At 40.3% G+C, this 21354-nt stretch carries 21 protein-coding genes; 14 read left to right on the top strand and 7 right to left on the bottom strand.

Going from position 1 to position 21354, the window contains the following annotated elements; all coding sequences use genetic code 11:
* Positions 1 to 260 precede the first annotated feature (260 nt).
* Positions 261 to 1562, top strand: coding sequence for a UDP-N-acetylmuramate--L-alanine ligase (murC, locus tag AABM38_RS18455; RefSeq protein ID WP_423407698.1), 1302 nt, complete (start codon positions 261 to 263; stop codon positions 1560 to 1562).
* A 50-nt stretch (positions 1563 to 1612) separates the two neighbouring features.
* On the opposite strand, the gene AABM38_RS18450 is transcribed toward murC, so the two are convergent.
* Positions 1613 to 2728, bottom strand: coding sequence for an aminopeptidase (locus AABM38_RS18450; protein WP_423407697.1), 1116 nt, complete (start codon positions 2726 to 2728; stop codon positions 1613 to 1615).
* Positions 2729 to 3178: 450 nt separating this feature from the next.
* Here AABM38_RS18450 and AABM38_RS18445 point away from each other — a divergent pair, with 450 nt between their 5' ends.
* The 3 genes from AABM38_RS18445 to ytxJ all read left to right on the top strand — a co-directional run bounded on the left by AABM38_RS18445 (position 3179) and on the right by ytxJ (position 4602).
* Positions 3179 to 3673 (top strand): DUF948 domain-containing protein, encoded by a 495-nt coding sequence (locus AABM38_RS18445; RefSeq protein ID WP_423407696.1) that lies wholly within the window; start codon positions 3179 to 3181, stop codon positions 3671 to 3673.
* Positions 3674 to 3691: 18 nt separating this feature from the next.
* A complete protein-coding gene (locus AABM38_RS18440; protein WP_423407695.1) occupies positions 3692 to 4198 on the top strand; it encodes a YtxH domain-containing protein in 507 nt (168 codons plus the stop codon).
* Positions 4199 to 4269: 71 nt separating this feature from the next.
* Positions 4270 to 4602, top strand: a complete 333-nt coding sequence (gene ytxJ / locus AABM38_RS18435; RefSeq protein WP_423407694.1) for a bacillithiol system redox-active protein YtxJ — start codon at positions 4270 to 4272, stop codon at positions 4600 to 4602.
* 249 nt (positions 4603 to 4851) lie between these two features.
* On the opposite strand, the gene AABM38_RS18430 is transcribed toward ytxJ, so the two are convergent.
* Positions 4852 to 6993: a cell division FtsA domain-containing protein gene (locus AABM38_RS18430; protein ID WP_423407693.1), complete on the bottom strand. Its 2142-nt coding sequence runs from the start codon at positions 6991 to 6993 to the stop codon at positions 4852 to 4854.
* 277 nt (positions 6994 to 7270) lie between these two features.
* On the opposite strand from AABM38_RS18430, the gene AABM38_RS18425 reads away from it, so the two are divergent.
* Together AABM38_RS18425 and ccpA are read left to right on the top strand one after the other, a co-directional pair.
* Positions 7271 to 8344 carry a bifunctional 3-deoxy-7-phosphoheptulonate synthase/chorismate mutase gene (locus AABM38_RS18425; protein WP_335376485.1) on the top strand — a complete coding sequence of 358 codons (1074 nt, stop codon included), beginning with the start codon at positions 7271 to 7273 and terminating at the stop codon, positions 8342 to 8344.
* Positions 8345 to 8969: 625 nt separating this feature from the next.
* A complete protein-coding gene (ccpA, locus tag AABM38_RS18420; RefSeq protein WP_423407692.1) occupies positions 8970 to 9968 on the top strand; it encodes a catabolite control protein A in 999 nt (332 codons plus the stop codon).
* 112 nt (positions 9969 to 10080) lie between these two features.
* Here the strand turns inward: ccpA and AABM38_RS18415 are convergent, their stop codons facing one another.
* The 3 genes from AABM38_RS18415 to AABM38_RS18405 form a co-directional block, all read right to left on the bottom strand.
* On the bottom strand, positions 10081 to 11253 hold the full coding sequence (locus AABM38_RS18415; protein WP_423407691.1) for an acetoin utilization protein AcuC: 1173 nt from the start codon (positions 11251 to 11253) through the stop codon (positions 10081 to 10083).
* Positions 11250 to 11897 carry an acetoin utilization AcuB family protein gene (locus tag AABM38_RS18410; protein WP_335376482.1) on the bottom strand — a complete coding sequence of 216 codons (648 nt, stop codon included), beginning with the start codon at positions 11895 to 11897 and terminating at the stop codon, positions 11250 to 11252. Before AABM38_RS18410 ends, AABM38_RS18415 begins: the two co-directional genes overlap by 4 nt.
* A gap of 150 nt (positions 11898 to 12047) precedes the next feature.
* Positions 12048 to 12680 carry a GNAT family N-acetyltransferase gene (locus AABM38_RS18405; RefSeq protein ID WP_423407690.1) on the bottom strand — a complete coding sequence of 211 codons (633 nt, stop codon included), beginning with the start codon at positions 12678 to 12680 and terminating at the stop codon, positions 12048 to 12050.
* A 341-nt stretch (positions 12681 to 13021) separates the two neighbouring features.
* Here AABM38_RS18405 and acsA point away from each other — a divergent pair, with 341 nt between their 5' ends.
* The gene (gene acsA / locus AABM38_RS18400; protein WP_423407689.1) at positions 13022 to 14740 is read left to right on the top strand and encodes an acetate--CoA ligase; all 1719 of its coding nucleotides are present in this window, start codon (positions 13022 to 13024) and stop codon (positions 14738 to 14740) included.
* Positions 14741 to 14802: 62 nt separating this feature from the next.
* Here the strand turns inward: acsA and AABM38_RS18395 are convergent, their stop codons facing one another.
* Together AABM38_RS18395 and AABM38_RS18390 are read right to left on the bottom strand one after the other, a co-directional pair.
* Complete coding sequence (locus AABM38_RS18395; RefSeq protein WP_423407688.1) at positions 14803 to 15759, bottom strand: IS3 family transposase; 957 nt, start codon at positions 15757 to 15759, stop codon at positions 14803 to 14805.
* Positions 15737 to 15991 (bottom strand): transposase, encoded by a 255-nt coding sequence (locus AABM38_RS18390; RefSeq protein ID WP_423407687.1) that lies wholly within the window; start codon positions 15989 to 15991, stop codon positions 15737 to 15739. Before AABM38_RS18390 ends, AABM38_RS18395 begins: the two co-directional genes overlap by 23 nt.
* Before the next feature lie 260 nt (positions 15992 to 16251).
* On the opposite strand from AABM38_RS18390, the gene AABM38_RS18385 reads away from it, so the two are divergent.
* From AABM38_RS18385 to AABM38_RS18355, 7 genes are all read left to right on the top strand, one after another.
* On the top strand, positions 16252 to 16749 hold the full coding sequence (locus AABM38_RS18385; protein ID WP_423407686.1) for an NUDIX hydrolase: 498 nt from the start codon (positions 16252 to 16254) through the stop codon (positions 16747 to 16749).
* Between the two features lie 292 nt (positions 16750 to 17041).
* Entirely contained in the window at positions 17042 to 17686 is a 645-nt protein-coding gene (locus tag AABM38_RS18380; protein WP_423407685.1) for a VanW family protein, read from the top strand.
* A 203-nt stretch (positions 17687 to 17889) separates the two neighbouring features.
* Positions 17890 to 18432, top strand: coding sequence for a GNAT family N-acetyltransferase (locus AABM38_RS18375; protein WP_423407684.1), 543 nt, complete (start codon positions 17890 to 17892; stop codon positions 18430 to 18432).
* Between the two features lie 944 nt (positions 18433 to 19376).
* The gene (locus AABM38_RS18370; protein WP_423407683.1) at positions 19377 to 19622 is read left to right on the top strand and encodes a hypothetical protein; all 246 of its coding nucleotides are present in this window, start codon (positions 19377 to 19379) and stop codon (positions 19620 to 19622) included.
* Positions 19623 to 19840: 218 nt separating this feature from the next.
* Positions 19841 to 20527 carry a hypothetical protein gene (locus AABM38_RS18365; protein ID WP_423407682.1) on the top strand — a complete coding sequence of 229 codons (687 nt, stop codon included), beginning with the start codon at positions 19841 to 19843 and terminating at the stop codon, positions 20525 to 20527.
* Between the two features lie 203 nt (positions 20528 to 20730).
* On the top strand, positions 20731 to 21015 hold the full coding sequence (locus tag AABM38_RS18360) for a hypothetical protein (RefSeq protein ID WP_423407681.1): 285 nt from the start codon (positions 20731 to 20733) through the stop codon (positions 21013 to 21015).
* 83 nt (positions 21016 to 21098) lie between these two features.
* Positions 21099 to 21329, top strand: coding sequence for a glutaredoxin family protein (locus tag AABM38_RS18355; protein WP_335376475.1), 231 nt, complete (start codon positions 21099 to 21101; stop codon positions 21327 to 21329).
* The last annotated feature ends 25 nt before the right edge of the window (positions 21330 to 21354 follow it).

Here is a 21354-nt window from a genome sequence, read left to right as displayed (position 1 = left end):
GGCCTGCATTAAAAGTGTTTAAATGTACCAAAATAGGGAAAATGTGCTTTTATGCAGGATTACGGTTTTTATTGGAACTGTGTTATTCATAAAATTGATGTTATAATGATTTAATACATTAAAGCAGATAGATAAAAACATACTGTTTCTTTTGATCTTCAAACGGACGGATGATGAATGACCGTTCAGGAGTAATGAGAGCAAAACAGGATATCTGTCATATACTGTGTTACATACAGACGTTGTTGGAGGTTCTTTATATGACTATTTACCATTTTGTAGGTATAAAGGGGTCTGGAATGAGTGCTTTAGCTCAAGTTCTCCATGATATGGACTATCAGGTACAGGGCTCCGATTATGACAAGCACTTTTTTACCCAGGTAGCCCTTGAGAAATCTGGAATAAAGATCCTTCCATTTAATAAGGAAAATATACAGCCCGGAATGACAATCATTGCCGGCAATGCCTACCCGGATACCCATGAAGAAATTCAGGAGGCGATGAAGCACGGACTTCCAATCATCAGGTACCATCGGTTCCTGGGCGATTTCATGCAGAATTTCACAAGCGTAGCAATCACCGGTGCGCATGGCAAGACATCGACCACTGGACTTCTCGCTCATGTGATGAGAGGCGCCAAGCCTACATCATTCCTGATTGGTGATGGCACTGGAAAAGGTGACAGGGACGCTCAGTATTTTGTGTTCGAAGCATGTGAATACCGACGTCACTTTCTTTCCTATTTCCCTGACTACGCAATCATGACAAATATTGATTTTGACCATCCGGACTACTTTGCCAATATCGAAGATGTATTTTCCGCATTCCAGGAAATGTCCTGGCAGGTGAAAAAAGGTATTTTCGCATGCGGTGATGATGAACAGCTTCAGAAAATCCAGGCAAAAGTACCTGTCGTTTTCTATGGATTTGGGGAAGAAAATGATTTTCAGGCCAGAAATATTGTCAAATCGACGAGTGGGACTACCTTTGATGTTTTTGTCAGAAATACTTTTTATGACACTTTCTCGATTCCTTCTTTTGGAGACCATAATGTGCTCAATTCACTTGCGGTTATTGCACTTTGCCATTATGAAAACATTGAGTCAAAGGTCATCCAGGATCAGCTTCAAAGCTTTGAAGGCGTAAAAAGGAGATTCTCGGAAAAAAAGATTGCTGACCAGATTATCATTGATGACTACGCCCACCATCCGACAGAAATCAAGGCAACAATTGATGCTGCCAAACAAAAATATCCTGACCGTGAAATTGTCGCTGTTTTCCAGCCACATACCTTTACCAGGACACAGGCATTTTTGAATGAGTTTGCTGAAAGCCTGAACAAAGCAGACAAAGTTTATCTATGTGAAATCTTTGGATCAGCCCGTGAGGTACACGGAAAGCTTTCAATCACTGATTTGAAAGATAAAATAGAAGGTGCTGAAATCATTGCTGAGGATGATACTTCTGTTCTTAAAAATCATGAGAGCGGCGTAATTTTATTCATGGGTGCAGGAGATATCCAGAAGTTCCAGGAAGCATATGAGAAACAATTACTTGTTTAAATAATAAAAAGGATGCGGCCATTTGGCCGCATCCTTTTTATTATAGGTACCTATTTTAGATTTTCAGGGTTCAATCCCTCTAATTCAGGGATCACGAAACGTCCATCTTTTCGGATCAGGACATCATCGAAATAGATTTCTCCGCCGCCATATTCTGGGCGCTGGATGTTGACCATATCCCAGTGAATATTAGAATGGTTGCCGTTGAAGGCATCATCATAGCATTGACCTGGAGTGAAGTGGAAGCTTCCGTCGATTTTTTCATCGAACAAGATATCCTGCATTGGGTGAAGGATATATGGATTTACACCAATTGCGAATTCACCGATGAATCGGGCACCTTCATCTGTATCAAAGATCTTATTGATGCGCTCGCTGTCGTTTGCTTCTGCCTCGACAATCTTGCCATCCCTGAATGTTAATTTTACATTTTCAAAAGTAAAACCTTGATATGGGGAAGGCGTATTGTATGTGATCACACCATTTACAGAATCGCGAACAGGAGCAGTGTAAACTTCACCATCTGGAATATTTAGCTCACCAGCACATTTCACTGCAGGAATATCCTTGATGGAGAAAGTTAAATCGGTCCCTGGTCCTGTAAGTCTTACTTTATCCGTGCGGTTCATCAATTCTGCAAGGCTGTCCATTGCCTTATCCATCTTACCGTAGTCAAGGTTGCAGACATTAAAATAGAAGTCTTCGAAAGCTTCTGTGCTCATTTTAGCTAATTGGGCCATAGCGGAATTTGGATAACGCAAAACAACCCATTTTGTTTTTGGAACACGGATATCTCTATGTACTTTCTTTCCAACTGTATTGCCATGGATTTTCATTTTATCTGCAGGGACATCTGCATGTTCATTGATGTTATCACCTGAACGCAAACCGATATATGCATCCATTTTGCTCATTACATTCGCTTCAAAATCAGCGATCATATCGAATTGTTCTTCCTGAGCACCCATCAGCAATGCACGGTCAACCTGGTGATCCTTCAAAGAGACGAATGGATATCCGCCTGCTGCATACGCTTCTTTTACTAGAGCTGTGACAAGCTCCCGCTGAAGGCCAAAGTTTTCGATAAGAACCTTTTCGCCTTTTTGAAGCTTGACCGAGTAATTGATCAAGTTCTTTGCCAGTGTTTGAATACGAGGGTCTTTCAACTGAATCACTCCTTAATATTATGGCTCTGTTAAAACTTAATATTGATTTTTAATACCCTGTTGATTGTAGTGGAAGGCGCGAAGACTCCTCCGAAAATGCTATGGCATTTTCATCGTGCGCGGGCTGGTTCGAGGAAGCTTCTCAATGTCTTGCGGGCTCAGCGCCAGCCCCGCGGAAAGCGAAGCGCCTGGAACGAAAATCAACAGACTTGTTTAACAGAGCAAAGATTAAAAATAGAATACATACCATATTGTAACCCAAATGGGGAATTTTGTACTGTTTTCCAAATGGATAAAAATATAAGATTAGAAAGAACACTTACAAAATAGAAAGATATTCTTTTTCAGGAAGGAAAAGGTGCAGTCTCTATTGAAATACTTATTGGACAAGATGGTTTACGTCGCTTTATGCGGGGTAAAATGTAATATGCTAACGGAGGTGTATAAATAGTGGAAATAATTTTGTATTTAAGTGTTGCTGTAATAGCAATTGCATTTTTAGTGTTGGTAATCTCTCTTTCAAAAACACTGAAATCCTTACAAACAACTTTAGACAGTGTATCAGGCACACTTGATGGCCTGGAGAAGCAGTTGGATGGAGTGACTCGTGAAACAACAGAGCTTCTGCACAAGACGAACAATTTGGCAGATGATATCTCCAGAAAATCAGAAAGCCTAAACAGTGTCGTTAATGCTGTTAAGGATGTCGGGAATTCTGTTCAGCGTTTCAACCAGTCAATCCATAATGTTCAAAACATGGTTGACCTGCAGCTTGATAAGAATAAGGATAAAATTTCACAGGTTGTTCAATGGAGCAACGTATTCCTGGAATTGAAGGATAAGTGGAAGACAAAAAAAACGGCACAGATTGACCACCAGATGACTGAAGATCAGATGGTTGGCGAACAAATGGTTGTAAGACAGCGTGAAAGAGCAAGGTATTAAAGAAAGGTGGAGATAGATATGGTAAACAGAGAACAAAATCAGTATACGCAATACGATCCGAATAATTCAATGCGTGAAAGCAGCAGCAATTCCAGAGACTTTGTTACAGGAGCGATCGTTGGCGGACTTGCTGGCGCTCTTGCAGCACTGTTGCTTGCACCGAAAACTGGAAAAGAGCTTAGAGGCTCTCTAAACGAGCAGACTACGACTCTAAAGAGCAAAGGGATTGATCTTGCTTCAGTAGCGAAGGAAAAAGCAAGCGGACTGAAAGAGACTGTTTCACAGCAATCTTCTACTATCGTCAACAAAGTGAAGGACATGAAGAATCAGCAAAATGCTGGCACTGCTTCACAAACAACGGAAGCGGACTTTGCTGAAGAGGGAGAACTCCAAGAGGTTCCAACTTCAATGGCAGAGACGAGCTCAATGGATAGCACACACACGGCTACAGGAGAAGAAATCCAGAAAAAGCTTGAAGAAACGCAAAAGGCTTTCGATGATACTGAGAGCAAATTGAATCAGTAAGTTTGTCATAAAAACGGTGAAGTGGTAAGATAACTTCACCGTTTATTTTATTTAAGGAGAGTAGAATTAGAATGATGCAAAAAATTGATACAATCGAACAATTTGATCAGCTTGTAGAGTCTGGAGAAACGTTCTTCATGCTAAAGCATAGTACAACATGCCCAATCAGCCAGGCTGGCTACGATGAATTCGCAAAATTCGAGAAAAATGCAAGCGATAATTTATACTTTTTAACAGTCCAGGATTCACGCGATCTATCAAATCATATTGCTGAAAAGTTCCATATAAAACATGAATCCCCACAGGCAATTCTATTTGTTAATTCAAATGTAGCTTGGCATGCGTCGCATTTTAAAATTACTGCAAAAGGCATGGGAGCTGCAAAGGAAGAAAGTGCAAAGTAAAAAACATCCAAATCGGATGTTTTTTTACTTTCTATTTATTTTGGGATAAGAAATTAAATTCACTTCGAGAAGTGTCCAGCTCCAGCGCCTAGCCCCTCGAGTCGCTTCAGTCCGCCCAATGAAGTCAAAGAACGACTTCACTGGGCGGCCCTTCGACGGACACGATGTCCTAGTGCCGACGTTGCCACAGGACGTGGCGGTTTTAGTCGGCCAGCGCTTGTCGGGGCTGATCAAGGCGCTTGCGCTTTTCTAATCAAAAACAATCTTAATGTCATCACCTGGCGCAAGTAAATCATCAAATCCAGCTCTGGCGCCATTTTTCAATAAAGTGAATCGCCCGCTGTCCTTTGGAATCTGGACCTGGGCAAAATTGAAGATATCTTGGAAAATGAAGGGCTCCAGCTTTTTTTGTCTGGTAGTAAGGTGATCTCCGTTAAAAAGTATGTCTTCCGGTTTAAGCTTTATATCATTACGGTAAAATTCAATTAATTGCTTGGCTAATAACAGCTCTTGACCATTATAGAATACCGGCAATGTTTCTGAGACTTTAAGATTCAACATTTCAGCAGCTGTCGTAATGTTGGGCTGGGAACTCCTTTCAAAACGAATATCATCCAAATGTTCAAATGGTTGTTTAATACTGGACTCAATGCCATTCAAATAGACTTTCCCGGTAAAGGCAGGGATTTTCGTAACTTTGCCATCTATCGTAATAGTAAATGGCCGTACCTCATTTAAAATTTCAGCAAGATTAAGCTCCTTTAATAGATCCTCAATGGTTACTGGCATCTCAAAAGTGATATGGTCCCTGTCCTCCACTTCTTTTGACATTGGTGCAAGCAAACCATTGCATGTAAGAGCAGAACTTACTACATGTTTGCTGCCATTGATCATGACTGCTTTTTTTGGCACCTCACCGATCAGGTCATGAAGCGTCAAATCTGTTTTTGCACCATCTGCTCCTTTTATAACAGTAAGCTCGTCGCCTCCATGCACCTCATCGTCGAACGCGCACGGGTCACCATTTCGCAATAAAACAGGTGGCTGGCCATGATTGCCTGGAATCGTGACGTTCTTTCCATTGAGGCTGACAATCATTGCTAATCCAGGTTTTCCGTAAAGCCTATTCATTTTAATTCCTGCTGCCAGTAAGCAATCACCGACAGTTAGCTTGTTAACCTCAAAAAGCCTTACTGGCTGGCCATTCACACGAACTGTATGGTATTGGACAGGCGATTTTTTGGCCGCAATCGCGATCCCAATTGGCGTAACAAGCTCAGGACCTTTTTCAATATGGCTGGCGAAAGAGACGGATGAAATCGCATCAAGTCCCCGGATAGCAGCCCTGTTTTCAGGAAGGTTCAGCTTGTTCGCAAGCCTTTTTGGCAATTCAGGTGTAAGGCTTCCTCCCCCAACAAGCATGACTGCTTTAGGAGATTTATAATTATTTAGCTTTAAAATTTCTTCCCCAATAGATTCAGCTAGTCGGTCGATCGCTGGGGATATGCGGGATATAGCCTCTTCCTTGCTTATTTCTTCCTCAAATCCGAGAATATCGGTAACTTTAATGTATTCCTGTTCTGTAAGCTCTCGTTTCGCTTTTTCAGCGAGGGGGAAGTCCAGTAAAAATTCATCACTCACTGCTTCTGTAATTTCATCGCCGGCAACAGGTACCATTCCATAAGCGATCACAGTTCCAGCATCGGTAAGGGCAATATCCGAGGTACCTGCTCCAATATCTACTAGTGCTACATTCAATCTTCTCATGGAGGCAGGAATTAATACGTTTATGGCCGCTATAGGTTCAAGTGTCAAAGCATCCATTTCGAGTCCTGCTCTGTCCAAAGCAGAAAGCAGTGATTCGACAACAACCCTTGGAAGGAAGGTCGCAATGATTTCAACAGACGCTTCGTTTCCACGCTGATCAATCAGACTTCCGATCTCTTCTCCATCCAGCTGGTAATAAAGTACAGAATATCCGACACAATAGTAATGATGACTATTGTCATTATTCCTTTCTCCAGCAACGGCTGCCTGTGCAAGCTGAACAGCAGTCAATTCCAGATGGAGGATATCCTGCTTGGAAAGCATAGGCTGTCCCACAATATCGACAATTGCTTTGGAGCGTTCGGTTTTCAATGCACGCCCAGCAGCGGCAACGCATACCTTTGTTAACGGTCCATGTGAAGCTTCGAGCTCATATTTAATATCCTGGATAATTTCAGAAACCGATAGTACGTCATGGATCTGGCCATCGAGCATTGATCTTTCTTCATGTTCACGAACAAGAATGTCAATTACCTCGTGACGGCCATCTGATTCCTCGAGAATAATTCCTACTACCGATCGGGTTCCAATATCAAGGGCGAACAGCTTATCTTTTCCTTGCAAAACAATGCACCTTCTAACTTATATTCTCATAAAATGCTTTATTACTTAAAAGCGTTCAATTATTAAAGAAAATTGCGTGACAATTAAAATTAATTCGGCTATAATTACCCTTATTATTATTAAAGTATCACACATTGCTGTGGCTATAAAGAAGATTCAGACTTTGTGGAGATTCTCGTGGACACCGTTTTGTAACAGAAAAGGGACGATGGTTTGCTTTTCTTGATGATTATCTGATTTAGGGCTAAAATGAATTTCGAAAGGACGGGACGGAAAAATGAGTAAAAATTTAGACCAGCTAAGAAATCGCGTTGATGAATTGAATTTAGAGCTTTTATCATTGATTAATGAAAGAGCCCTGCTCGTCCAGGAAATTGGCCGCGCAAAAGAAACACAAGGGGTATACCGTTATGACCCGGTAAGAGAAAGAGATATGCTTAATTTAATCAAGGAGCATAACAACGGTCCTTTTGAGAGCTCGACAGTAGAACACATTTTTAAAGAAATATTCAAGGCAGGCCTTGAGCTGCAGTCTGATGACCATCGCAAGGCGCTTCTGGTATCAAGGAAGAAAAAGCCTGAAGATACAGTGATTGATATTAAAGGTGTAAAAATCGGTGATGGGAACCCAGACTTTATTTTTGGGCCATGTTCAGTTGAGTCATATGAACAGGTTGCCACAGTTGCTGAAGCAGTAAAAGCAAAAGGCTTTAAAATGCTCCGCGGCGGCGCGTTCAAACCAAGAACATCTCCATATGATTTCCAGGGGCTTGGACTTGAAGGTTTGAAAATCCTCAAACGTATTGCGGATGAGTACGATATGGCAGTTATTAGTGAAATCGTCAATCCGGCTGATATTGAAACGGCAGTTGACTATCTTGATGTCATTCAAATAGGCGCACGGAATATGCAGAACTTTGAACTGCTTAAGGCTGCAGGCGCTGTAAATAAACCAATTTTACTAAAACGTGGACTTGCTGCAACGATTGAAGAGTTCATTAATGCAGCAGAGTATATCATGGCCCAGGGCAACGGACAGATTATCCTTTGCGAGCGCGGAATCCGGACGTACGAACGGGCAACAAGGAATACATTGGATATCTCCGCAGTACCAATTTTGAAGAAGGAAACACACTTGCCAGTACTGGTTGACGTCACTCATTCGACTGGCAGGAGAGACCTGCTGCTTCCGACAGCCAAAGCTGCACTTGCGATCGGGGCAGACGGCGTCATGGCAGAGGTACACCCGGATCCTGCAGTAGCTTTATCCGACAATGCACAACAGATGGATCTAAAACAGTTCGACGAATTCTTGAATGGGTTGAAGTCTACTCCATTCGTAAGAATCTAAAATGTTTAAAACCTTCCTGTTTTCTTCAGGAAGGTTTTTTTGTGGCAGGAAGGCTGGAAACTCAAAGAGGAAAAAGGTGCAACTGTTATGAGAAGGGGTCCGAGAACAACTCAAAGGGAAAAAGGGGCAACGAGTTGTTATGAGAAGGGATCCGAGAACAACTCAAAGAGGAAAAAGGTGCAACGAGTTGTTATGAGAAGGGATCCGAGAACAACCTAAAGAGAAAAAGAGTGCAAGGAGTTGTTATGAGAAAGGATCCAAGAACAACTTGAAGAAGAAAAAGATTGAACTTGAGCCTTTCATCATTCTTTCATGCAGAAAGCGAGCTTTCAGGTGTAGAAGTCAGCCACTAACTTAATAGCCAAAAAGTTAACGAATACATCTATTTTTTTCACATTCAGAAAAAGTCTAAGTAAATAAAGTAGTATGTTCTAAATAAAGACCGCAATTTAAAAAATATTAACAAAATAAGTCCTTCACATTGCGGGATTGCTGTGGATATCGTATCATTAATAACATAAATTATACTTGTACATATAATCACAAACTTAAAAATGATTATTGTGGCAATATTTGCTGTAAACTATAGAAAAATCGCCGTTTATTATTTGAAGGAGTGGAATAGATGAATATCACTATATATGATGTTGCAAGAGAAGCCAATGTTTCAATGGCAACGGTTTCACGTGTCGTCAACGGAAACCCGAATGTAAAGCCTGCTACCCGGAAAAAGGTAATGGAGGTCATAGACCGTCTTGGGTACCGTCCCAATGCTGTTGCCCGTGGTTTGGCAAGCAAGAAAACGACTACAGTCGGTGTGATCATCCCTGATATCGCAAGTCCGTTCTTCGCTGAACTTGCGAGAGGGATAGAGGATATCGCAACGATGTATAAATACAATATTATCTTAAGCAATTCAGATCAGAACATTGAAAAGGAATTGCACCTCTTAAATACGATGCTTGGCAAGCAGGTGGACGGCATTGTGTTCATGGGCGGAAATATTAAAGCAGAGCATGTTGAAGAATTTAAAAAATCACCGGTACCAATCGTTCTGGCTGGATCCATTGAAGAGACTGGCGAAATTCCGTCCGTAAATATCGATTATGAACAAGCTGCGTTTGATGCAGTACAAGCTTTTATTGAAAAAGGACATACAGAAATTGCGTTTGTCATTGGCCCTCACCACGAGCCAATCAACAAGGATAAAAAGCTTGAAGGCTACAAGCGCGCCATTAGTGATGCTGGCATTGCTTATAAGGAAGATTTCGTTATCGAGGGAGATTATACGTATGATTCCGGCTTGGAAGCGATTGAAAGAATTCTTGAGCTTGATACAAAGCCCACCGCAATCCTGGTCGGTTCTGATGAAATGGCGCTTGGTGTCGTCCATGGAGCTTTCGATCGCGGCTACAGCGTTCCAGATGATTTTGAAGTCATCAGTTCAGATAACACAAGGCTGACATTAATGGTTCGACCGCAGCTGACTACAATCGTCCAGCCGTTATATGATATCGGTGCAGTTGCGATGCGGTTGCTGACCAAATATATGAACAAAGAGAATGTAGATGAAAACATCGTCGTATTGCCGCATAGGATTGAAAATAGAAATTCTACGAAGTAATATGGAGGCCCTTGCTATTGTGCAAGGGCCTTTTGATATTTTTCCATTATTCACGCCAGCGTTGAGAATAAAAAAAACCGAATAAAGAGTACCGGTTTTACCACCGGAATCCTTATACGGTTTCAGACTTTTTGTTTGATCGGATCGGATACAATGCTTTTTCAACTGTTTGAGCATTCTTCTCCGTGATTTCTGGTTTACGTGGTATGGGCGGATATAAATTCTCCGGGTCATCCCATTCTTTTGCCAGTTCCACAGAGGCTTTATCCTTCCACTCGTCAATCCAATCGTGTGGCAAACTGCCATAACAATTTGAGTTTTCAATCATTTCAAGCCAGATGAGTGACCATGCTCTTGGCACCACTCGCCAAATGTCATAGCCTCCGCCGCCTACGGCAATCCATTTGCCCCCGCAATATTTATGGGCAATCTCATGTGCAAGCTTTGGAATTTCCCTGTATATCTTTATTGTTGATGAAAGATGGGTCAAAGGATCAAGAAAATGGGCATCAGCACCATTCTGGGTAAGAATCACATCGGGCTTGAAAAACTCCGCAACTTCCGTAAGGGCATTTTTATAGGCATCCAGCCAGGAGTCATCTTCTGTAAAAGCATCGACTGGAATATTGAATGAGTACCCATAGCCTTTCCCTTGTCCCCGTTCATTCACGTTTCCTGTTCCCGGAAATAAGTAACGGCCTGTTTCATGAATCGATAATGTGCATACATTCGGATCGTCGTAAAAAGACCATTGGACGCCATCTCCATGATGCGCATCCGTGTCTACATATAATACACGTGCATTGTATTTTTCCTGCAGATACTTAATTGCCACAGAGCTGTCATTATAGATGCAGAAGCCGGAAGCCTTTCCCCTGAAGCCATGATGCAGTCCTCCGCCAAGGTGTAAGGCATGCTCCGCTTTTCCGCTCATCACATAATCAACAGCGGTCAGTGTGCCGCCAACCAAAAGGGCGCTCGCTTCATGCATATTAGCAAAAATGGGTGTATCCTCAGTTCCCAATCCGTATCCTTCAGCAGCGTCACCTTTAAGCTGTCCCTGGCCGGCAAGCTTCACCGCATTAACAAAATTAGGATCATGGATCAGACATAGCTCCTCATCCGTTGCCATACGGGGTGCCACAATTTGATTTTCCTTAATTGCCCCCATTTTTTGCAGTAAATCCAAAGTTAGTTTTAAGCGCATCTGATTAAAAGGATGGTGGCTGTTGAAACGGTAATTCAGTAGCTCTTCTGAAAAGACAAACACAGAACGGTCGGTCATGATGACATCCCCGGCAGGTTCGGCCAGAGAACGTTGTGTCCGGCTTTTTTCAAATCCTCGATTACAGCAATAGGATTCATTGTCTGGATTCTTACTACTAGGATTTTGTATTGCTCATCCTTTGGGTCAGGGTATACCAGCACGCTTTGGATATTGGCCTTTCTCATGCTGATAACAGATGCTATTTCACAAAGCATACCAGCCTTGTTCGGAACCTTAACTTCAATTTGCGACCCTGGCTGATGTGCACCAGTCAATTCAACTAGTGTATGAAGAAGGTCTGTTTCAGTTACAATTCCGACGAGCTTTTTATCCTGGATGATCGGCATGCAGCTGATATTATGTTCGTAAAAAACACCTGAAATCTCTTCGACAAAATCAAGTGGATGGCCAGTGACTAGATTTGTCGTCATTATCGTTTTAACTGCTTTGTCAAGCTGATGCTTATGCTCATCCCAATGAAAAATAGATGGTGCTGCATCCTTGATATCCCGGTCTGATACGAGGCCGACAACGGTGTTCTCAGTGTCCACGATAGGAATATGCCTGATTTTTTTGTCAGACATCAGCTTGATCGCTTCTGCAATTGTGTTTTCTGGAAAAAGAGTAGAAACATTTTTTTTCATAATTTCTTCGACAATCATGATTCTTCCTCCTTGAATGATACGGTATCTTTCAAGTTAAGCAATTAAATCTATTGGTGAAAAAAATAGTAATTTTAAGAGTGAAAAAGGTTTTCCTATCGATAATTGTGGCAGGAAAATTATAGTCAAAGCTTGATCGAGAAGAGCCTATTAATACATGAAACGGTTCATGAATCGCAGCTGATCGAACTTCTGAATTGATTCAGGGACAATTCTTTTCCCGATACGCGCCATTAGACAGTTTGCTGGATGGGAGCTGATCTCCGGGTCGTCTGTTGCATACCAGACAAGGCCGCCTGCATTCATCATTTTTTCCATTACTTTGCGGTATTCCCAAACATTTAGACCGGTTCCTTTTAAATCCCAGTGCCAGTAATATTCTGTCGTGATAATGATATAATCTTCCATTGCATCGTCCATCATTGAAACGACCAATAGGTTTTTCCCGACTCTGCTTCCGCGGAATTCTGGAATAACCTCAATTGCGCCAAGTTCGATTAAATCTTCCATGCCGCCTTCCGACCACCGCTCAAGCGGGTCTGGATAAAGGTAAGTAACATAGCCGACAACCATATCTCCTGAACGGGCAACAATTATCCTTCCTTCAGGCAGACCAGCAATTTCAATTAGCGCCTTATGCTGCTGGGCGGGAGGACGAAAAGCTACCAAATCCTTATGAAATTCATAGCTTGCCAGTTTTTCAGGAGAAATTGGGCCTTCAATGATTAAACGGCCATGAGGAGTCTTCAGTTCTTTTGCGTTATAAGTCTTTTTATGTTCCATTCAGTCACCACCCGTCAACAATTCAAACGTCAATACTATTATACATAAAATCTAACAGATAAAAGCGCTTTCACAAAATTTTCTGTTTTTAAAGCCTGTTCTTTTCGTAAAATAGTTTCCTCTGCCATGTCATATTTTAATGTTTCTTTTAAATATGGCCTAAACAAAACCTTGAAAATTATTTTCTATCGACTAATGACATTCGACTATAGACAGCTTGTTTCTATGTTATGACTTGAAGATAGAACTAAATATTTTTATATAAATATTTTAAAAATTGAGAAAAGCGAATTTTTATACTATAATGTATCTTAAATAAAAAAGACAAGGGGGATGGGTATATGAAAGTGGAAGCGCTACCAGTAACACAAGGGGATCATAATTTAAAAAATTATGAAGAGTTTCACGGCCAATTCGATTGGGCTGAAGCTGAAAAAGAATTTTCCTGGCACGAAACAGGCAGGGTCAATTTAGCCTATGAAGCAATTGACCGACATGCAAAGGGTTTCAGAAAAAACAAAATCGCCCTTTATTATCAGGATGGAGTGCGCAAAGAAAAGTATACTTTTAAAGAAATGAAGGACATGACCAATAAAGCTGGGAATGTCTTCAAGACATATGCGGATGTGGAAAAGGGTGACCGAGTATTTATCTTTATGCCTCGATCTCCAGAATTATATTTTGCGGTTCTTGGCGCAATCAAGCTTGGCGCGATTGTTGGGCCATTATTCGAAGCATTCATGGAAGGTGCTGTGCGTGATAGGCTTGAGGACAGCGGAGCGAAGGTATTGGTAACAACTCCAGAACTTTTGGAAAGGGTGCCAGTCAGTGAATTGCCTAATCTAAAGCACGTTCTTTTGGTTGGAGAAAATCTTGACAACCAAGGAGAATACATCGACTTCAAACAAAAGTTATCTGAAGCAAGCAGCAAGCTTGATGTAGAGTGGGTTGACCGCAAAGATGGCTTGATTTTGCATTATACTTCTGGCTCGACTGGAAAGCCGAAGGGAGTTCTTCATGTCCATAACGCAATGATCCAGCATTATCAAACGGCTAAATGGGTCCTTGACCTTAAGGAAGATGATGTATATTGGTGTACGGCTGACCCAGGCTGGGTGACAGGTACCTCATACGGAATCTTCGGCCCATGGCTTGCAGGAGCTTCAAATGTCATTATTGGCGGCCGATTCAATCCGGAAACATGGTATAAAATGATCGAAGAGTATGGAGTGACTGTCTGGTACAGTGCCCCTACAGCGTTCAGGATGCTTATGGGTGCAGGGGACGAGGTAGTGAAGAAATTTGACCTCAGCTCACTTCGCCATATTCTCAGCGTTGGTGAGCCGCTTAATCCAGAGGTTGTACGGTGGGGAATGAAGGTATTCCACCTCCGTATCCATGATACTTGGTGGATGACAGAAACAGGAGCACAGCTGATCTGCAACTATCCAAGCATGGAAATCAAGCCAGGCTCTATGGGCAAGCCTATTCCGGGCGTAAAGGCAGCGATTGTCGATGACCAGGGCAATGAACTTCCGCCATACAGAATGGGCAACCTGGCAATCAAAAAAGGCTGGCCATCCATGATGCATACCATCTGGAACAACCCGCAAAAATATGAATCCTATTTCATGCCTGGCGACTGGTATGTTTCCGGAGACTCCGCTTACATGGATGAGGAAGGATACTTCTGGTTCCAAGGTCGGATCGATGATGTAATCATGACATCAGGCGAGCGTGTCGGACCATTCGAGGTTGAGAGCAAGCTTGTTGAACACCCGGCTGTTGCTGAAGCAGGAGTCATCGGCAAGCCTGATCCAGTCCGTGGAGAAATCATCAAGGCATTCATCGCACTTCGTGATGGCTATGAGCAATCAGATGAATTGATCGAAGAAATCCGCCAGTTTGTGAAAAAAGGCCTTGCAGCGCATGCCGCACCACGTGAAATCGAATTCCGTGACAAGCTTCCAAAGACAAGAAGCGGTAAAATCATGCGCCGTGTCTTAAAGGCTTGGGAACTTGATCTCCCTACTGGTGACCTATCTACGATGGAAGATTAATAGATTAAAATGGATTAAAAAGAGCGTGAAATGGTGGTGACCCCACAAAGTTAGAGTTTTTATTATGCAGCTAATTGGCTGGTTTGAGTTCGGTATTGTATTGGACTTAAACCAGCCAGTTTTACTTTAATACGTTCATTATTGTAGTAATATATATACTCCTCTATTTTCCTTTTCAGCTCTTCATAAGGCACTAAGTCTTCTCCGTAATACATCTCTTGTTTGAGAATCCCAAAGAAGTTTTCCATTGCCGCATTATCTGCACAGCTTGCTTTTCTAGACATACTTTGAAAGATTTTATTTCTCTTTAATGTTTTTACCCAGGTATTATGTTGATAATGCCAACCTTGATCCGAGTGTATCGTTGTACGATATTCTGCTTCGTCCTTAATGATTTCAATAGCTTTATTTAATGGCTCTAAAACCAGGTCCAATGTTGGTCTGTTGGATATACCAAAAGAGATAATTTCACCGTTGTATAAATCCATTATAGGACTTAAATATAGCTTTTGGTCATCAGTACATTTAAATTCGGTCACATCCGTTACTAGTTTTTGCAGGCGGATAGATGTATTGAATCTACGATTCAAGCGGTTTTTGGCTACTTTACCAACTGTACCTTTATATGATTTATAACGAGATTTACGTGTGAATTTTTCACATTTTAAATTCAATACACTCATTATTCGTTGAACCTTTTTATGGTTAATCACATACCCTTGTCCTCTTAACTCTAAATAAATGCGACGATATCCGTATTTACCCTCGTGCTTTTGAAATAGATCAGTAATTAGTTCCTTCCACTCTTTATCTGGATCATCTTTTTTCAATTGCTTCACTTGATAATGATAAGTTGCTTCTGGAATATCTACTACTAATATATCTTTTAATCTGAATCCTTCTTCTTTGAGTTCAAATGCCAACGCTGCTTGTGCTTTTCGAGGAAGGCATTCGGATTCTCCTGAAAAGCGTTTAACTTTTTTAAATATGAATTCTCTAAGTATCTTGGTAAGAAGCACCTGTCTGTTTCATAAAGTTTAGTACATTTAACTTAAATTGGACAGAGTAAACTTTTTTAGAATGCTTCCTACGCAGTCCGTCTTCGCCAAATTCTTTATAAGCACGAACCCATCTCCTAATTTGAGATTCAGCAGGGATACCATATTTTTTAGCTAATGATATATAGCTTATAGTACCTTCTAAATATTCCTTTACGATTTTTAATTTAAATTTCCCACCATACTTTGCCATACAAAAACACCCCAGAAGTTAGATTGTAACTCTAACTTCTGGGGTGCAGTACCAATTCACGCTCTTTTTGTTGCAAGCGTGCATTCAAAATATAGGCTGATTCAAAAAGTCGTTGAATGCGACCTATTGAATCAGCTGTTTTTTTCAACGTTGTAAAAGTGTTAGAGATGTAAAATTATTAAAAATTGAAGGATTCCTTCATATCTTTTCAGCAGAAAGAGTTTTATGAATAAAAAAGAAATTTTCAAGGAGGAACCTTATTGGGCAGCAAAATTAAATTTCATCGGGCATTTGGTGTTTATGGACTATATTTCGAAGGTGAAAAGCTGTTAGTGATTAATAAAAATGGAGGACCTTATAAAAAACGTTTTGATCTTCCTGGAGGAAGTCTAGAGGATTCTGAAAGCTTATCTACTGCTTTGAAAAGAGAGTATTTTGAGGAAACAGGTCTTGAGGTAGAAATAGTAAAAAACTTAGGTATTGTTGATTTTATGTTATCAACGAATTGGAGAGATTCTACACTGGTTCATCATATATGCGGTATATGCGGTTACTACTTGGTAAAGAAAAATGGAGGCCAGCTCATAATTCCAGAACAATTCTCTGGCCATGATTCATTAGGTGCTTTGTGGGTTTCAGAAAGTGATGTAACAGTAGATAATTCCTCTCCATTGGTTCTTAAAGCATTTGAATGGTTAAATAAAGGTGAATTAGGATTAGAAACACAAGTCTATGAAAGTTGGGAAGCAAAAAGGTGAGGTGTGCTTTTTTGCTGAGAAATTGTTTAGACTGTTTAAAAAAGACTGAAAATTAAAATAAATAGATTCATTTGTGTTAAAATGGTAATAAAAGGATTTAGTTATGGAATTTGACTAATAGAGGCAGAGGTGGAATATGAGACTTTCAGAGATTCATCCTATTTTTTATTCTCTCAGAATAAGCCAAAAGCAGCTTTTCCGATCTATACATAATTTTAGGTACCAAAAAAACTTTGCAAAAACTTATTGGAAGGAATCCTATCCATTCACTTCCAAGAAGCATCAATCCCTCTTGAGAAGAAAGCTGGGCAATAGTGACCCGAAGCTCCAGGAAAATAAAATCACTAACCTAAAGCTTGCAGCCAGTAAAATCGATGGTATTATCATAAGACCTGGAGAAATTTTTTCTTTTTGGGCATTAGTTGGAAAAACAACGAAGAGAAAAGGTTATATTGAGGGAATGCAGCTTTCAAGGGGTGAAGTTAAAACAGGGGTCGGCGGTGGTATCTGTCAACTAGCGAACCTGCTGTATTGGATGGCTCTTCATACTCCATTAGAAATCGTAGAACGGCACCATCATAGCTTCGACCCTTTTCCTGATGAAGGCAGAGTGCTGCCATTCGGAAGTGGAGCAAGTGTGTTTTACAACTACATAGATTTACGATTCAAAAATCCGACAAAACAATCTTTCCAAATTAGAACCTGGCTCACAAGTAAGCATTTAAAAGGAGCCATTTATTCTAATGAAGAATGGGATTTTTCTTATCATATTAAGGAAAAGAACCACAAATTCAGTAAACTAAACGGCCAAACCTTTCGAGAAAATGAAATTTGGAGAATGGTGGTTGATAAAAGGACAGGCATCTGTGTAGATGAAGCCCTTCTTATTCAAAACTTTTCTGAAGTGAAATATCAAATATTTGAAGAAAGTTTATGATATACAGGACTGATTTCTGGAGGTAGTAATGGGTTACATGGAGGATTTACGTAAATTAACCTTAATTCGTTAAGCGAGACTATTGATAAAGATTGTGAATAAATCTATTTAAAGAGGGGTGATAGCTTAATAAAGGTTATCGCCTTTGTTCTGTAGCAATAGCAGTTGAATTAGCTTTCAAGTAATTAAGGGAGGGATCTCTAATGGAATATGATGATGTAAGTAAAACCATTACCACTAAAAGACTGAAACTCAGACTGTTTCAAATATCCGATGCAGCAGCTGTTACTAAACTTTGTAATAATTATAATATCTATAAAAATACCCTGTACTTGCCTTATCCATACTCTATAGAGGATGCATTATCGTGGATTGAGCATCATCTTAATAATTTTAATGCTAATAAATCATATGAATTCGCGGTCACTGATAAAGAAACAGGAGATTTATATGGTGCTATCGCGCTATCGAATAATCAAAAGTTTAAGAATGGTGAAATAGCCTATTGGATTGGCGAAGAATTTTGGGGAAATGGATATGCTACAGAAGCAGCGCAAGGTATATTGCAATTTGCATTTGATGAAAAGCAATACCATAAAGTTTTTGCTCGTTATTTTAAGTCGAATCCTGCTTCTGGAAGAGTGATGGAAAAACTAGGTATGAAACAAGAAGGGTACTTTGTTGACCATGTTAGGAAAGAAAATCGATATGAAGATTTAGTGTATTATGGACTAATAAATCAATAGGATTAAAGATTAGTAGTGTATAGTCAGTAACCCTATTCATAAAAGAACAAACAATTAGCCTGCTGATGATTTCATGCATCATGAATAAAACTAAAACTTCTTAGTTTAATGGATTAGAAAAGGATGGCTGTGTGCGGAAAAGAAAGACAGGAGATATATGATAATGAAATCAGACCTCATTTCATTCATGTTTTCATAATCGAGTGCTGAAGCCAGGAGTAGATAAAGTCGTTTAATAATAAGTTTGGTATAATCTCTTTATAAAATCATACTAAAGAGCAGATCACTAAGTTTTCTTTCTAAAGTTAAACCACAGTCGAGTCTGTGGTTTTTTATTTTGCCGATATCCTGAAACCTTTTTTACTTAGTAATTCGGCTCTAATCTGTCCCTTGAATAGGGGAATTGATAAATGGTTCGCCTTCTGTTTTTTAAGTATAATGAAAGTTATAAAAGGTTGGAGGGTTCGGGATGACAGAAGAATTATTTGAACTATTGGATGAACCAGCTGCTAAACAAGCGAAATTAGATGAAATCATCGGCCTGTTAGGTGGAGATGAAAATTATTAATTTCTTGAAGAAGCCCTGGAAAAGAAAGAGAAGGCCATCGTAAATTCGCTCGGAGGAAATGATGGCCACCATTAAAGAAAAGAACCGCAGCTGCTAAAAAAGAGTTGTTCGATTATATCAAGTTGACCATCGAGAATGATTGGACAGAAGAAGTTGGAGTCACGATCATTCGAGGTTGAAATATCACCCATCCCCGACGCATATTCGTTGGTGGTGGGTGTTTTTGTTCCTGACTGTAAAAGATGCGTTTTTGTGCGTTTTCTTTTTCAGTAGACACTGTTGCAATAAAGCCACCTGACTCGTAGCGGCTTATGGCTTATGTTCATTTTTTAAAATACATGTTAAAATTAGGGAAATTAGATTTTGAGGTGGGAGTATGGACATTAAAAAGAAACTACGATACACCAGTCTGGTATGCGCTCTTGTATTTTCGTTTTTGCCGACAGTCGGATTGGTGAATGGAACTCAAAAATTTGGCATTCCGGCCCAGACTTTAGCTTTACATGAGGGGTTCGGGTTTGATTTCAACCCTATAGCATTGGTGCTCAATTTCTTTTTCTTTTATGCCATGTTCTTGATTGCCTTAAAACTCTGGAAGTTATTAACGGCAAAAGTTAACTAACCCCTATTTGGGGTTTTTTCTTTTTCTTTTTCTTTTAAATCAATAAATTTCCCAACTTTCTCTGTCTATTCTATAGAGTTATTTTGGAATTGAATAATCCTTAAGTTTAATATTAGAAAGTAAAACAAATTAATTTTCCTAACATGGAATATATTTACTAATTTGGTAGATTGCTAGATAATTGCATAGAAAGACATAGGACATAAGGAGGAGAGAGAATGAAGAAGAAAAGTATAGTGGGCTTACTTTCTGTATTATTAGTCTTTGGTGCTTTGGTGTCACCGGTTTCTGCAGCTAAGCCAGATGAAAAGCCAACCAAAGAAGAAGTGACGGAGAAAATTAAAGAGATTATCAAACAGGATGAGAATGTAGAGCTTATCGATCCTAGCGAACTACCTGAAGGCGTACCTATGTTGAACTTTGATTCTGTAGAAGATTTCGAGGCTTATGTTAATGAACACCGAAAGAATAATGAAGGCAAAGATGATGACCATGAAAAATACAACCCAGCAATGGCGGTCAAGGAACCTGGCGAACACATTAATAATGGTGGAAAGCCATCTGATTTCACTACTCAATCTTCCAGTATTGGCAGCATCACATGGTACGACAATAACTGGTGGGAACTAACTATCATGAGAATGACCTTTAACTACAGCTACTACCAAGCTGGTGGTTACAACTACTTTAATGGTGCTTCTAACATCAATTCATGGAGTCAAAACATCTCCCCTGTTAACTGGAATCAAACAAACAAGAGTTATATGATTATGGATGGCAACAGAACACTTCAGCTTAAGATTGCTGGATATCACCTGTTTGGAGCGCAAATAATGGGGTTCCCTCTTGGGTTTAGAGCAGGCGATAGCTATACTCGCTATTTCTACAGGTCACAAATAGATTAATAAAGAGGTCAATCAGTGCCGACTGGTTGACCTTTTTCATTTCTTGTTATTTGGAAGGAATAATGGAGTCAGCTATCTATCGGAAAAGCAAGGGAGATATACAGGAAGCAGGAGCGGGTGAAGGATAAAGTGTACCTGCTGTCTCTATTTAGTATGATGCATGGTAAAATATTGATACCAGGAGCACTGGCGGTCTTCCGCTGGTGCTCAATTTCTATGGCCAGGGATTAATTGATTTGATTAGTCAAAACAATGGGGTTGCCGGCATTAACGCTGGAGGCTTTGTGGACCCGGGTGGAAATGGTTGTGGTGGCCAACCGATAGGGACTGTCATTAGTGATGGAGTTATCACGAACAATCCAAATGCGAATAATAAGGAATTGATGGCTGCCTTCCTTGAAGATGGTCAGTTCATTACCCTGAACATAATAAACTTCGGACTGTTATTTTTATTAAAAATAGGGAAAAACAAAGTTAAATCCCAGTAATGCATTTATTCAAAGGTTAGGCTAATTAACAATATTACCGGGATAATTAAAAGCATCATAATAACTATAAGGAGGAATACAAAATGAACGATATCACGGTTTATTCAACGAATACTTGACCGTACTGCACAATGATGAAACAATTCCTTGAGGATCAAGGGATAGAATACAAAGAAGTAAATGTGCAGTTAGACCCTGTTGCAGCCCAAAAGCTAGTCGAGGAAACCGGACAGATGGGCGTACCGCAGACAAAGGTAAATGGCCATTGGGTTCTCGGCTTTGATCCCGAGACACTGATGCAGTATGTGAAATAGTGGTGGCAAAAAACAAGGCACCGGA

It is taken from the genome of Heyndrickxia sp. MSNUG, from assembly GCF_049532715.1.
GTDB lineage: Bacteria > Bacillota > Bacilli > Bacillales > Cytobacillaceae > Mesobacillus.
The sequence above is the reverse complement of the archived record's forward strand: the minus strand, read 5'-3'. Positions and strand labels throughout refer to the sequence as shown.